Genomic DNA, 13661 nt, shown 5'->3' with positions numbered 1-13661 from the left:
CCGTCCGCCGGATCCCGTCCGCCGGATCCCGTCCGCCGGATCCCGTCCGCCGGATCCCGTCCGCCGGATCCCGTCCGCCGGATCCCGTCCGCCGGATCCCGTCCGCCGGGTCCCGTCCGCCGGGTCCCGTCCGCCGGATCCCGTCCGCTGTCCGTCGTCGAGTCCCGTCCGCCGTCTGCCCGGAGCCCGCCCGTGAACCGCCGCCGTCACCCCGCCCGTACCGCCCCGGTCCTCCTCCTGGCCGTCCTCGCCGCGCTCACCGGCTGCTCGGCCGGGGACGGGCAGCGGGCCGTCACGCCGCCCGCGCGGATCTCCGAGGCCACCGCCGCCCCCACGCCGGACACGAGCCCCGCTCCCGTCCGCCCGCTCGCCCGCTCCCTGCCCGTGCGGGTCCGGGTCCCCGCCGCCGGGGTCGACACCGGCCCCACCGGGCCCGTCCTCGAGCTCGGGCTCGCCGCCGACGGCACCGTCGAGGTGCCCTCGGTCGCGGACGCCGACCGCGTCGGCTGGTACGACAAGGGCGTCACGCCCGGGCAGACCGGCCCCGCCGTCCTCATCGGGCACTTCGACACCGCCCGGGGCCCCGCCGTCCTGAAGAACGTCTCCAGGGTCGAGGTCGGCGACGAGATCACCGTGACCCGGGCCGACGGCACCACCGCGGTCTTCCGGGTCAGGGAACTGGAGCAGGTCGACAAGGACGCCTTCCCGACGGCCAAGGTGTACGGCGACACCGACCGCCCCGAGCTGCGCCTCATCACCTGCGGCGGCGAGCTGGTCGACGGCCACCGCCCCGACAACATCATTCTGTACGCGGATCTCGTGGCCACGCGGGCCGCCTGAGCCCCCACCGGCCCACTGAGGCAGAATCGGCCCCATGACGACCCCCGAGCCGACCCCCGAGCCCAGCCACGAGCCGAGCCGCGAGTCGACCCCCGAGCAGCCGTCCGCCGGGAAGAAGCCCGCCGGGAAGAAGCCCGTGGGGCGGAAGCCCGCCGGACAGCGGTCCGCGGGGCAGGAGTCCGCGGGGCAGGAGTCCCCCGACCGTGTCTTCCGGTCGCCGCTCGGGATCGCGAGCGGGGTGTTCCTGCTGATCCTCGCGGCCCTGTTCGCGGGTGACGTGCTGTTCCGCGGCGAGGGCCGGTCGCCCTGGCTCGCGCTCGCGGGCCTGCTCCTCGCCGTGCCGCTGATCGTCGCCTTCACGATCCGGCCCGCCGTGTACGCCAACGACGACCGGCTCCGGATCCGCAACCCGTTCCGGTCGATCACGCTGCCCTGGTCGACGGTCGCCGACGTCCGCGCCGGCTACTCCAGCGAGGTCTTCACCCAGGACGGCGCCAAGTACCAGCTGTGGGCCGTCCCCGTCTCGCTGCGCCAGCGCAAGAAGGCGGCCCGCCGCGCCTCCCGCGCCTCCCAGGACGACCCGCACGGCCGCACCTCGGTCAGCGCCGACGTCCGGGACAGCGCGTCGCGGACCGCGCCCACCGACCAGACCGTCGCCGATCTGCGGGAGCTCGCCGAGCGCCGCGCCGGCACCCCGGGTGCGCGGGGCGAGGCGCGGGTGCGCTGGGCGTACGAGATCGTCGGTCCCGCGCTGGCCGGGCTCCTCCTCCTGGTGATCCTGCTCGCGACGGGCTGAGCCTTCGGGCGACGGGCCGAGCCTTCCGGCGACGGCCTGAGCCTTCCGGCGACGGCCTGAGCCTTCCGGCGACGGCCTGAGCCTTCCGGCGACGGCCTGAGCCTTCGGGCGACGGCCTGATCCCTCTCGCGAGCGGCCCGACCCGCCTCGCGAGGGGCCGGGCCTTCGCAGAATCGCCACGTCCACGGCCGGCGCGGGGCGCTGATCTGGTCAGACTGTCCTGTTCCCGATGGGTCGTACGCGCTGCCGGTGTCCTAGGGGCAACCTCCTGGTGAAGCGTGCAACCCCGCAATTGGTTTAGCACCCAACAGTCACCCCGGTCTCAATAGATTGCGCTTGCCGAGACTGTGGGGGTGGGGGCGATGACCAAGGACACCGGTGTGTCCGGGACGCGTTGTCTGGTCGACATGGGGGCCGACGGACGCTACGGATGGCGACTCGTCGCGCAGAACGGGAGGGTCGTCGCGCGGTCGGGGGTCTGTTACGACGACCACGCCCGGTGCCGGGAGGCCTTCACGGCCCTCTGCACCGGGCACGCGGACATGGCCGGCGGCGTGCAGCACACCGCCGGCGGCAACGGCTGGGTGTGGCTGCTGCGCGACGCCGAGGGGCGTACCACCGCCCTCTCCGGGCGCTCCTACGAGCGCCATTCCACCTGTCGCACCGCCTATGCGCGGTTCCGTGCGCTGATCGCCGCCGAGGGGCCCAGATGGGCCTCAACTGCCTTACGGTGAACGGAAGTTGCCCCGCGCACGCCCCTCGTTCACGTTGCGGGGAACACATGTCCACCGGGCGGGACTTACGTCCTTCCCGTGACGACCGAGACCCTTGACCCGCCGCCCGACACGCCGCGACGGCTCCATGCCGACCCCGGCCTTCCCGACCGGGTCTTCCGCGCCGTCGCCCGCACCGGCGGCGGCTTCGTCCTCGCGGTCATGCTCCTCGTCGGCGGCTTCCTGCTCCTCCGTGCCTGGCAGGCCCTCGACCGCGCCGGCCTCTCCTTCCTCACCACCGAGAACTGGGAGCCCGACGCCGGACGGTTCGGCATCGCGGCCGTCCTCCTCGGCACCGTCCTGATCGCCCTCGTCGCGATCGTCGTGGCCGTGCCGCTGGCCACCGGAGCCGCCCTCTACATCTCCGAGTACGCGGCGCCCAGGCTGCGCCGCACCCTGATCTCCACCGTCGACCTGATGGCCGCCGTGCCCTCCGTCGTCTACGGCCTGTGGGGCGTCTTCTGGCTGGAGGAGTCGATCCTCCCGATCGCACGCTGGATCGCCACGTACTTCGGCTGGATCCCGTTCCTCCGCGTCGACGGTGCGGACCCCGACGATCCGCTGGCCCCGCCGACGGTCTACACGTCGTCGACCTTCGTCGCCGGTCTCGTCGTCGCGATGATGGTCGCGCCGATCATCTGCTCGATCATGCGCGAGGTCTTCTCCCAGGCGCCCGCGGGCGAACGCGAGGGCGCGTACGCGCTCGGCGCCACCCGCTGGGGCATGATCCGCAGCGTCGTCCTGCCCTTCGGCAAAGGCGGCATGATCGGCGGCACCATGCTCGGCCTCGGCCGCGCCCTCGGCGAGACCATCGCCGTCTACATGGTCATCTCGCAGGTCTTCACCATCCAGTGGCACGTCCTGCAGACCGGCACCAGCTCGGTGTCCTCACTCATCGCCCTGCGCTACGGCGAGGCCACGCCCTTCGGGATGTCCGCCCTGATGGCGGCCGGCTTCGCCCTCTTCGTCATGACCCTGATCGTCAACTTCGCCGCTTCGTCCATCGTCGCGCGCAGCCGCTCCGGCGCCAGCAGCGACGCCTAGCCCGTGCGCTCCTCAAGGGGGACCCGAACCCGATGACCATCGCCCCGGAGCGGCCGAAGCTGCGACCGCCCACCGAGAAGGCCCCGCCGCCGCCCGGACCCGAACGCCGCCGCACCACCGGCACCACCCGTGCCTCCGACGTGTACGCGCTGCTCGGCGCCGCGGCCGCGGCGCTCGCCCTCACCTGGCTCCTCTTCGCCCGCCTGCTGCCCTTCAGCGGCACCGTCGGCTTCGTGATCGTCGCGTACGTCCTCTTCGTCGGCCTGTACGCGCTGCTCGTCTCCTTCGACGAGGACGGGCCCGCCGTGCGGGACCGGATCGCCGGAGTCGTCGTCCGCAGCCTCGGTCTGCTGCTCCTCGCCGTCCTCGTCTTCGTCGTCGCCTTCACGCTCTGGGAGGGCCGCAGGGCCCTCGTCCACCTCAACTTCTTCACCGAGGACATGAGCCTGGCGGGACCCCTCGAACCGCTCGACGTCGGCGGCATCCTGCACGCCGTCGTCGGCACCCTCGAACAGGTCGGCATCGCGCTCGCGATCACCGTGCCCACCGGCATCGTCTGCGCGATCTTCCTCACCGAGGTGCCCGGCCCCTTCGCGCGCCTGGTCCGCACGATCGTCGAGGCCATGACGGCGCTGCCGTCGATCGTCGCGGGACTCTTCATCTACGCGACCGTCATCCTGGCCCTGGGCACCGAGCGTTCCGGCCTCGCCGCCTCGCTCGCCCTCTCCGTGATGATGCTGCCGATCATCATCCGCGCCTCCGACGTCGTCATCAGGCTCGTCCCGGGGACGCTGCGGGAGGCCTCGTACGCCATGGGGTCCTCGCGCTGGCGCACGGTCTGGCACGTCGTCCTGCCGACCGCCCGCTCGGGGCTGACCACGGCCGTGATCCTCGGCACCGCGCGCGGGGTGGGGGAGACCTCGCCGGTCCTGCTGACCGCCGGGTTCACCGCCGAGCTGAACGCCCTGCCGACCTCCGGCGCGCAGGTCTCCCTGCCGCTCGCCACCTTCGAGCTCGTCAAGTCGCCCGAACCGAACATGATCGCCCGCGGCTTCGGCACCGCTGCCGTCCTCATGCTGCTCGTCCTGCTCCTCTTCGTCCTCGCGCGGATCGCGGGCGGGCGCGGCCCGGGGCAGCTGACGAAGCGCCAGGAGCGGCGCAGGGCCCTCGCGTCGCGGCAGGACGCGGCCCGGTGGGTCTCCACGGCCCCGGTCCCCGGGACCGGTTCCGCCACCGGGACGGCGCCGGCCTCCGGGAGCGCCCCCGGCTTTGGGACCGCCCCCGGCTCCGGGGCCGCCCCCGGCTCCGGGACCGCCCCCGGGTCCTCCGCCGCACCCGCCGACCGATCCGTACCTCCGAGGAGTACGCCGTGAGATCCGCCGCCCCGCTCGCCCGCACCGCCCTGGGGCTCGCCGCAGCCCTGTGCGCGGTGCTCGCCCTGCTCGTCCATCCGCCCGCCGCGCAGGCCGCCGGATACACCAAGATCACCGGATCCGGCTCCACCTGGAGCTCCAACGCCGTCGAGCAGTGGCGCCGCAACATCGGCGCCAACGTCGGCCTCACGGTCAACTTCAACGCCAACGGCTCCTCGCAGGGCCGCGAGCAGTTCAAGAACGGCACCGTCGACTTCGCCGTCTCCGAGATCCCGTACGGCCTCAACGACGGCGGCGCCACCGACGTGCCGCCGCGCCGGGGCTACGCGTACATGCCGATCGTCGCCGGCGGCACCGCCTTCATGTACAACCTGCGCATCGGCGGCCGCCAGGTCACCAACCTGCGCCTCTCCGGGCCCGTCCTCGCGAAGGTCTTCACGGGCCGGCTGACCATGTGGAACGCGCCGGAGATCAAGGCCGACAACCCCGGCCTGAACCTCCCCGCCCGCCGCATCGTCCCCGTCGTGCGCTCCGACGGCTCGGGCACGACGGCCCAGTTCACCACCTGGCTCGCCAAGGAGAACGGCTCCGTCTGGGACGACTACTGCCGTCGGGCCGGCCGCTCCACCCCCTGCGGCATGACCTCGTACTTCCCGGTCGTGCCCGGCACCACCACGGTCGCCAAGTCCGGCTCGCTCGGCGTCTCCGCGCACGTCCGCCAGCCGCAGGGCGAGGGCGCCATCACCTACGTCGAGTACTCGTACGCGATCAACGCGCACTTCCCGGTCGTCAAGGTGCTCAACGCCTCCGGCTACTACGTCGAGCCGACCGCGCAGGCCGTCGCCGTCGCCCTGCTCAAGGCCCGGATCAACTCCGACCGGAACTCGACGAACTACCTGACGCAGATCCTCGACGACGTCTACCGGTCCCGGGACGAGCGCAGCTACCCGCTCTCCAGCTACAGCTACATGGTCGTCCCCACCTCGGAGACCGCCCCGCACACCACCGAGAAGGGCCGGTCGCTCGGCACCTTCGCCCGCTACTTCCTCTGCGAGGGCCAGCAGCAGGCCGAGGAGCTCGGCTACTCGCCGCTCCCCAGGAACCTCGTGCAGGCCGGCTTCGACCAGGTCCGCCGGATCCCCGGCGCGCCGACCGGCGCGGTCGACCTGTCCGACTGCCGCAACCCCACCTTCTCGGCCGACGGGACCAACACCCTCGCCAAGAACGCGCCGCGGCCGAAGGCCTGCGACAAGCGCGGTCCGACCCAGTGCGGTGACGGCACGGGCGGTGCGAAGGGCACGAACACGCAGGTGAACAACGGCGGTTCGAACGGCGGCTCCGGGACGGGCGGCTCGACCGGCGGCAACGGCAACGGCTCGGGCTCCGGCGGCTCCGGCGGCTCGGCCGGCACCGGCTCCAACGGGTCGGGCTCCACCGGCGGTTCGGGCGGCGGCACGGGCGGGGCCACCGGCTCCGGCGCCGGCGCCGGGACGGGCAGCGGTGGTTCCGCGAGCGGCGGAACGGGCGGGAGTACGGGATCCGGCGGCGGCTCCGCCACCGGCGGCGCCACGGGCGGCGGAGCCGTGGACCCCGACACCGGCGAGGTCATCGGCGACGGCGGCGGTACGGGCGGCGGCAGCGGCGGCCAGGACTACGGCGGCAACCAGATCGTCGGCTCCCCGGTCACCCTCGCCGCCGACACGGGCGGCGGCCTGCGCGGCGTCCTCATGGCCCTCTCCGCCTTCCTGCTCCTCGCCACCGTCGTCGCGCCGCCGCTCGTCGGCCGCGCGCTCGCCGCCCGGGCCGAACGCCAGGGAGGCGGACAGTGAGGCCGGCACCCACCCGGCGGGCCGGACTCGGCTCGCTGCTCGTCGCCGTCGTGCTCGCCCTCGTCCCGCTGCCGCAGGACCCGCCCGCGGCGGCGGCGACCGGCCCGTCGCCGCAGAACTCCGCGGTCACGAAGCGGGGGACCAAGGGCCCGTACGACGACTTCTCGAAGCTCGAAGTGACGGTCCACCAGACGAGGAACCTGCGCTCGCAGGGGCTGAGCGTGACCTGGAAGGGCGGGAAGCCGACGCAGGGGCGGAACACCGACTACCTCCAGATCATGCAGTGCTGGGGCGACGACCCGGCGGGGCCCAGGCGTGAGCAGTGCCAGCTGGGCGCCGGCGCCAAGGGCTCCGACTTCGGCGCCTTCATCGGCAGCCGTCTCCTCCCGGTCGGCTCCGACCCGCTGGAGAAGCAGTACGGCGAGCGGATCCCCGACCCGGAGTACCCGGGGCAGACGACCGATCCGTTCGTGCCCTTCGCCCCGGTCTCCGGCCCCGCCACGACCAAGCCCACCGACTGGACCTACTTCAGCCCCGGCGACAGCAACGAGGAGTTCTTCGCCACCACACAGCCCGACGGCACGGGGGAGATGGGCTTCAACCTCCAGTCCACCCGGGAGGCCCCGCACCTGGGCTGCGGCGACCCGATCGGGTCGGGCGCGCACGTGCGCGGCCGAGGCTGCTGGCTCGTCGTCGTGCCCCGCGGCTCCCACGACCCGAACGGCACCGCGGGTCGTCCCGTCACCTCCGCGTTCTCCACCACCAACTGGAACCAGCGCCTCGTCTTCCCGCTCGACTTCCTGCCCGTCCGCGAGCCCTGCCCGACGGACAAGGCGGAGCGCCGCATGACCGGATCCGAGCTGGTCACGGACGCGCTCACCTCCTGGCAGGCCTCGCTCTGCGCCGACGGCAGCACCCGCTTCACCTTCACCCAGCGCGGCGAGGACCTGGCCCGGGGCAACCTGCTGAACCCGACCTCCACCTCGCCCGGCCTCGCCTTCACCGTCGAGCCCGTCGAGGGCGGGGAGAAGGCCGGCTTCGTGCACGCGCCCGTCGCCGTCAACGGGCTCACCGTGGGCCTCTACTGGGAGGCCGACAAGATCGGACTCGTCAAGGACCTGAGGCTGAACCCCCGGCTCCTGGCGAAGCTGCTCACCGGCTCGTATCCGTACGACGTACGGCTCCTCAGCGACAAGGCTCCCGTCCCCGACCATCTGAAGGGGAACCCGGAATCGATCCTCCGGGACCCGGAATTCCTGAAGCTGAATCCTGAATTCAAGAAGTTCCAGCAGTCGGTGATGAACTACCCGGGCGGAATTCTGCTCGCCGCCGATCGATCGGACAGCACGCGGATCGTCTGGAACTATCTTCGCGCCGACCGTGAGGCGCGCGCCTTCCTCGAAGGCAATGCGGATCCCTGGGGAATGAAGATCAACCGCTACTTCAAGGACCTCGGGCTCGCCTCGGCCGGATCCTACGAGTTCCCGAAGGCCGACCCCACGGAGACGAAACTGGTCGAGGGCGAACTGAACATCAGCTACGGCATGGTCGACCGGTCCCCCTACGCCATCGACCTGCACGACGCCGCACGGGCGGTCCGGCGGGGCACCAACGGTGCCAAGGACCGCGCGGCGCCCGACACGGCGACCGGCGGGCTGAAGCTCACGAGCGGCGACGTCCCCCCGGGCTCCCGCCGCGCCTACGGCATCACCGACGCGGCCTCGGCGGCCCGCTACCAGCTCCAGATCGCCGCCCTGCCGAACGCCGACGGCACCTACGTCCACCCCACCGCCTCAGCCATGCTCAAGGCGGTCGACCAGTTCACGGACTCGTCCGTGCCCGGCGTCCTCACGGCCGACCCGGGCCGGGCCAGGAACGGCGCCTACCCGCTGACGGTGGTGACGTACGCCGCCGCCTCCACCAGCCTTCCGGCCGACGCCCGCAAGGACTACGCGCGCGTGCTGCGGTACGCGGCCGGACCCGGCCAGAAGCAGGGCACCGCCCCCGGTGAGCTGCCCCTCGGCTACGCGCCGATGCCCGCGAAGCTGAAGGCCCAGGCCGCCGCCGCGGCCGACCGCCTGGAGCGCGGGGCGCCGACCGGGCCGGGCTCCACCACGGGCGGCACGACCGGCGGTTCGACCGGCGGCACCGGCGGCGCGAGCGGAGGCTCGGACTCCGGCGGCGGTCAGGGGGCGAACGGCTCCACGGGCTCCACCGGCTCCGGCGCCTCCGGCGGCGCGGGCTCCGGCTCCGGCGGCGGAACCGCGAGCGGCGCGGACACCGGAGGCTCCTCCGGGGCGCCGTCCTCGGCCGCCCCGCCGCCGACCTCCGGCGGGGACGCCGGCGGCTCCGGCGGCGCACCGGGGGAGAAGCTCGCCGGCACCGGCAGCACCCCGTCACAGGTGCTCGGCGTCATCCGCTGGGTCCTCCTCTCGGTCCTGGTCGTCGGCGGACTCGCCGGTATCGCGGGCCCCGCGGTGCTGGCCGCTGCCGGCCGCCGCCGAATTCCCTCGGATTCACCTAGGACAGGAATTCGTAACCTGAAGAGCGGCTGAATGTGGTGGCCGCCCTTGCCGCCCGTACGGAATTGTTGTTCCCGGCCGGTCGACGGACCGGCCGGTTAAAGAATCCGGATTTTGCTTGTGCGTCCATTCCATGACATCCGTTTCCACGGAGGAGATCAGAAGTGAACGTCAAGTCCCGCGCTCGTATCGGTGCCGCCCTCGGTGTGGCCGCCCTCGGTCTCGGTGTCGCCCTCGCTCCCGCCGCGCAGGCCGACCCCAACCCGGTGACCCAGTACCGCACCCTTGCCGGCACCGGCTCGGACACGACCCAGGACGTCCTCAACGGCCTCGGCAACGTCGTCGTCAACGCCCTCGGCCAGAAGATCATCGCGTCCTGGGACGCCACCGGCTCCGCCACCGTCAAGACCAAGGCGACCGGCTGTGTGATCAACCGTCCGAACGGCTCCTCGGCCGGCATCGACGCCCTGCGCAACGCCGTGGACACCAACTCCGGCTGCCTCGACTTCGCCCGCTCCTCGCGCGGCCCGGCCGACACCAGCACCACGGACCTGACCTGGATCCCGTTCGCCAAGGACGCGGTGTCCTGGGCGAAGCGCTCCGACAGCACGCTGCCCTCCGACCTGACGGCGACGCAGCTCAAGGACATCTACGAGTGCAACCTCACGACCCTCAACGGCGTGGCGCTCACCCCGATCCTGCCGCAGAGCAACTCCGGCACGCGCCAGTTCTTCCTCTCCTCCATCGGCGTGACCACCCCCGGCGCCTGCGTCCAGCAGGGTGTCCAGGAGAACGACGGCACCGTCCTCGACAGCGCCGGTGACGTCGCCCCGTACTCCGTCGCCTCCTACACGGCCCAGGAGAAGGGCGTCGTCACCAACCGTCGCGGCGCGGCCGTCCTCGGCTCCGTCGGCACCGTCGCCCCGCGCAACGCCGACAAGACGCTGAACCTGTCCTTCCCCTACCTCCGTGACGTCTACAACGTCGTCCCGACGGCGAAGCTGACCAACGCCACGGTCGCCTCCACCTTCGTCGGCTCGACCTCCAAGGTCTGCGCCGCCACCACGACCATCACCAACTACGGCTTCGGTTCCCTGGGCACCGCCTGCGGCGCCACGACCGTCAAGGGCGAGCGCTGATCACCACCGCTCCCTGACCGCACACCGGCCGGGCACCTTCGGGTGCCCGGCCCCCGGGCGTACCCGAGGCGAACGCACGCCGACCGCCACCCGATCCCGCCGTCCGACCACCACCCGATCCCGCCGTCCGACCACCACCTGATCCCGCCGGCCGGGCGCCGCCGCCCGAGCAGGCGCCGACCCATCCACTCCCGCATCCGATTCCTGGGGGACACCGATGAACCGCCCCGCACCACTGAGATCACCCGTCGCGCTGCTCATGGCGCTCGCTCTCCTCTGCGGCACCCTCGCCGTCGTCCTGGCCATGGCCGCCCCCGCCAAGGCCGCCACGCTGCACGGCACCTTCACGCTCCAGGGCGGTTCGGGCTCCCTCGCCGACAAGCCCATCGGCACGGGGGTCGGCACCTCCGCGGCCTGCCCCGCGCCGGCCGACCCCGCGAAGCCCTACGTCAAGGTCCGGCTCGGCGTGGTCGAGCCCGGCCTCAGCGCCACCTTCCACGACCTTGCGGTCACCGTCGCGGGGGAGCCCCTGAGCGGCGGTGCCTTCACCCGGCCCGTCGACGTCGCGGCCGACTCGCTGTCGCTCCAGGACGGTCTCAGGCGGTTCGTCCCCGAAGGCCCGCTGGACGGCCGCTACGAGCTCCGCCTCTACTGCCGGACCGCGAACGGGGCCGAGGCGGAGGACTTCTTCTCCACGATGGTCCAGGTCACCGGCGACACCTGGGCCCCCATCACGCAGCGGGCGACCCTGCTGGAGGTCGCGTCCGACCCCGGCACCGCCGTCGTCGGCGAACCGGCCAGGATCATCGCGAACGTGCAGCCCAAGGAGGCGGCCGGGACGGTGAACTTCCAGAAGTTCGTGAACGAGGAACTCGTCGACATCGGCACCGTCGACGTCGTCGCCGGGAAGGCCGAGGTCACCGTCACCGAGTCCGCCGTCAACAACGACGGACTGCCCGTGGTCGCCACGTTCACCCCCACCGACCCCGAGGCCCACACCGCCGCCTCCTTCGTCTACTCGCTGTACGTGACCGAGCCCGTCCCCACCCCCACCGGCACCACCCCGACGCCGACCGGCACCGGCACCCCCACCCCGACCGTCGACCCGACCGCCACCGACACGCCCACGCCGACGGACACGCCGACCGACACGCCCAGCGAGACGCCGAGCGACACCCCGAGCCCGACCGGCACCGACACGCCCTCGCCCACCACGAGCGGTGACGCGGACACCACCGGCGGGACCGGCACGAGCGGCAGCTCCGGCGGCGACTCAGGCGGCACCGGCGGCACCGGCACGAGCGGCGGATCCGGAGACTCGGGCGGCAGCGGCGGCACCGACACCGACGGCGGCAACGGCGGCAGCCTCGCCTCCACCGGAGCCTCCGCCGCCTCCGCCGCCCTCGGCTCCCTCGCGCTCTGCCTCCTCGGCGCGGCGGCCGTGATCCAGACCCGCCGCCGCAAGGCGGGCGCCCGCCCGTGACCACCGCACCGCCACCCACCGCCCCCCGCGCCGGGCTCGCCCTGGCCGGGGCGGCGCTGTGCGTTCTCGCCGCGCTGCTCATCGGCTTCGCCGCCAACCTCACCGTCGTCGGACACCTCCAGCACGCCCGCGAGCAGTCCACGGCCTACGACGACCTGCGCGAGCAACTCGCCCTCGGCACCGCCCCGGTGGGACAGCTCACCTTCGACGGAAAGCCCCTCGCCCCGGGCGCCCCCGTCGCCCTGCTCCGTATCCCCGCGCTCGGACTCCGCGAGGTCGTCGCCGAGGGCACCACCTCCGAGGTCCTCATGTCGGGCCCCGGACACCGCCGGGACACCGCCCTGCCCGGCCAGGCCGGCACCAGCGTGATCATGGGCCGCAAATGGGGCTACGGAAGCCCCTTCAACGACGTGCACCGGCTGCCGAACGGCGCCCGCGTCGAGGTGACCACCGGTCAGGGCAGGGCCGTGTACGAGGTGACGGGCGTCCGGCACCCCGGCGACCCCAACCCCGCGGCCCTCGGCCAGGGCCAGGGACGGCTCACCCTCATGACCGCGAGCGGTGGCGCGTACACCCCCGAGGACGTCGTCCGGATCGACGCCCGGCTCGTCGGCGCGGCCCAGCCCAGCCCGCCCCGGCCGCTGCGCCCCGGCTGGATCACGGCCGCCGAGAAGCCCCTCGCGGGCGACCCCGACGCCTGGCCCGGGATCTTCCTCGGCGCCCAGGCGCTGCTGCTCGCCGCCCTGCTCACCGTCCTCGCCCGCCGCCGCTGGGGAAACCGCCAGACCTGGGTCACCGCCGTCCCGGTCCTCGTCGCCCTCGGTGTCCTCGTCTCCGGCGAGCTGACCAGGCTCCTGCCCAACCTCCTCTGACCGCTGTGGAGTTCACACCGTGACCGATCTCGTCGACACCGTCACCCTGCCGCCCGTGCCGGACGGCGGCACGACGGCCCCCTCCCGGGCCGCCGCCCTCGAAGCCGACTCCGTCTCCGCCTGGTTCGGCGACCGCAAGGTCCTCGACCGGGTCTCGCTCGCCATGCCGGCCCGGGAGGTCACCGCCCTCATCGGCCCCTCCGGCTGCGGCAAGTCGACCTTCCTGCGCATCCTCAACCGGATGCACGAACTCACCGGCACCGCCTCGCTCGCCGGCCGGGTCCTCCTCGACGGGGCCGACATCTACGACCGGGGCCGCCGCATCACCCACGCCCGCCGCGAGATCGGCATGGTCTTCCAGAAGCCCAACCCGTTCCCCGCGATGTCCCTGTACGAGAACGTCCTCGCCGGACTGAAGCTCGGCGGCATCCGGGCCGGCAAGGAGGCCAAGGACGACCTCGTCGAGGAGTGCCTGACCCGGGCCGGCCTCTGGAACGAGGTCAGGGACCGGCTGCGGCAGCCCGGCGGGGCGCTCTCCGGCGGCCAGCAGCAGCGCCTGTGCATCGCCCGCTCGCTCGCCGTCCGCCCCCGCGTCCTGCTGATGGACGAGCCCTGCTCGGCGCTCGACCCGACCTCCACCCGGCGTGTCGAGGAGACCATCGCCGAGCTGAAGTCGGAGGTCACCGTCGTCATCGTCACCCACAACATGCAGCAGGCGGCCCGCGTCTCCGACTCCTGCGCCTTCTTCCTCGCCGAACAGGGCACCCCCGGGGTGATCGTCGAGCAGGGACCCACCGAGACGGTGTTCGGCTCCCCGACCGACCCGCGCACCGCCGACTACGTCAACGGCCGCTTCGGCTGACGGGCCCACCGGGCCGGGAACGCCCGCCCCGGCGTACGCCCCCGGCGTGCGGGAGCCGTCCGGCGTCATCTGCCGTACGGGGTTCACCCGGACGGCCGAAGGGCCGGTACGGAGACTCCGTACCGGCC

The 13661-nt window shown here is 73.3% G+C and carries 11 protein-coding genes; all 11 read left to right on the top strand.

All coding sequences use genetic code 11. The features are described 5' to 3' along the window. Positions 1 to 192 precede the first annotated feature (192 nt). Positions 193 to 840 (top strand): class F sortase, encoded by a 648-nt coding sequence (locus ACFQ79_RS37875; protein ID WP_383592210.1) that lies wholly within the window; start codon positions 193 to 195, stop codon positions 838 to 840. A gap of 34 nt (positions 841 to 874) precedes the next feature. Continuing rightward, positions 875 to 1636, top strand: a complete 762-nt coding sequence (locus ACFQ79_RS37870) for a PH domain-containing protein (protein WP_383592207.1) — start codon at positions 875 to 877, stop codon at positions 1634 to 1636. Between the two features lie 362 nt (positions 1637 to 1998). Beyond that, entirely contained in the window at positions 1999 to 2370 is a 372-nt protein-coding gene (locus ACFQ79_RS37865; RefSeq protein ID WP_383592204.1) for a DUF1508 domain-containing protein, read from the top strand. A gap of 78 nt (positions 2371 to 2448) precedes the next feature. Beyond that, complete coding sequence (gene pstC, locus ACFQ79_RS37860) at positions 2449 to 3453, top strand: phosphate ABC transporter permease subunit PstC (RefSeq protein ID WP_187623511.1); 1005 nt, start codon at positions 2449 to 2451, stop codon at positions 3451 to 3453. Positions 3454 to 3485: 32 nt separating this feature from the next. Further along, the gene (gene pstA, locus ACFQ79_RS37855) at positions 3486 to 4826 is read left to right on the top strand and encodes a phosphate ABC transporter permease PstA (RefSeq protein WP_383592201.1); all 1341 of its coding nucleotides are present in this window, start codon (positions 3486 to 3488) and stop codon (positions 4824 to 4826) included. Next, positions 4823 to 6655 carry a phosphate ABC transporter substrate-binding protein PstS gene (gene pstS, locus ACFQ79_RS37850; protein ID WP_383592198.1) on the top strand — a complete coding sequence of 611 codons (1833 nt, stop codon included), beginning with the start codon at positions 4823 to 4825 and terminating at the stop codon, positions 6653 to 6655. Before pstA ends, pstS begins: the two co-directional genes overlap by 4 nt. Further along, the gene (locus tag ACFQ79_RS37845; protein ID WP_383592195.1) at positions 6652 to 9210 is read left to right on the top strand and encodes a hypothetical protein; all 2559 of its coding nucleotides are present in this window, start codon (positions 6652 to 6654) and stop codon (positions 9208 to 9210) included. Before pstS ends, ACFQ79_RS37845 begins: the two co-directional genes overlap by 4 nt. A gap of 131 nt (positions 9211 to 9341) precedes the next feature. Then, positions 9342 to 10316 carry a hypothetical protein gene (locus ACFQ79_RS37840; protein WP_383592192.1) on the top strand — a complete coding sequence of 325 codons (975 nt, stop codon included), beginning with the start codon at positions 9342 to 9344 and terminating at the stop codon, positions 10314 to 10316. Between the two features lie 217 nt (positions 10317 to 10533). Continuing rightward, entirely contained in the window at positions 10534 to 11799 is a 1266-nt protein-coding gene (locus tag ACFQ79_RS37835) for a hypothetical protein (protein ID WP_383592189.1), read from the top strand. Next, positions 11796 to 12671: a sortase gene (locus tag ACFQ79_RS37830; protein WP_383592186.1), complete on the top strand. Its 876-nt coding sequence runs from the start codon at positions 11796 to 11798 to the stop codon at positions 12669 to 12671. Before ACFQ79_RS37835 ends, ACFQ79_RS37830 begins: the two co-directional genes overlap by 4 nt. A 55-nt stretch (positions 12672 to 12726) precedes the next feature. Beyond that, positions 12727 to 13533: a phosphate ABC transporter ATP-binding protein gene (locus tag ACFQ79_RS37825; RefSeq protein WP_383592213.1), complete on the top strand. Its 807-nt coding sequence runs from the start codon at positions 12727 to 12729 to the stop codon at positions 13531 to 13533. Positions 13534 to 13661: the final 128 nt, after the last annotated feature.

This window comes from Streptomyces sp. NPDC056480 (assembly GCF_042795405.1).
GTDB lineage: Bacteria > Actinomycetota > Actinomycetes > Streptomycetales > Streptomycetaceae > Streptomyces.
Note: the sequence above shows the minus strand (reverse complement) of the source record. Positions and strands in the feature narration are given on the sequence as shown.

Bases quoted from the DNA above. Each gene is read 5' to 3' on its own strand.
- ACFQ79_RS37870 (WP_383592207.1), top strand. From the start codon at position 875: ATGACGACCCCCGAGCCGACCCCCGAGCCCAGCCACGAGCCGAGCCGC.
- ACFQ79_RS37865 (WP_383592204.1), top strand. From the start codon at position 1,999: ATGACCAAGGACACCGGTGTGTCCGGGACGCGTTGTCTGGTCGACATG.
- pstA (WP_383592201.1), top strand. From the start codon at position 3,486: ATGACCATCGCCCCGGAGCGGCCGAAGCTGCGACCGCCCACCGAGAAG.
- ACFQ79_RS37835 (WP_383592189.1), top strand. From the start codon at position 10,534: ATGAACCGCCCCGCACCACTGAGATCACCCGTCGCGCTGCTCATGGCG.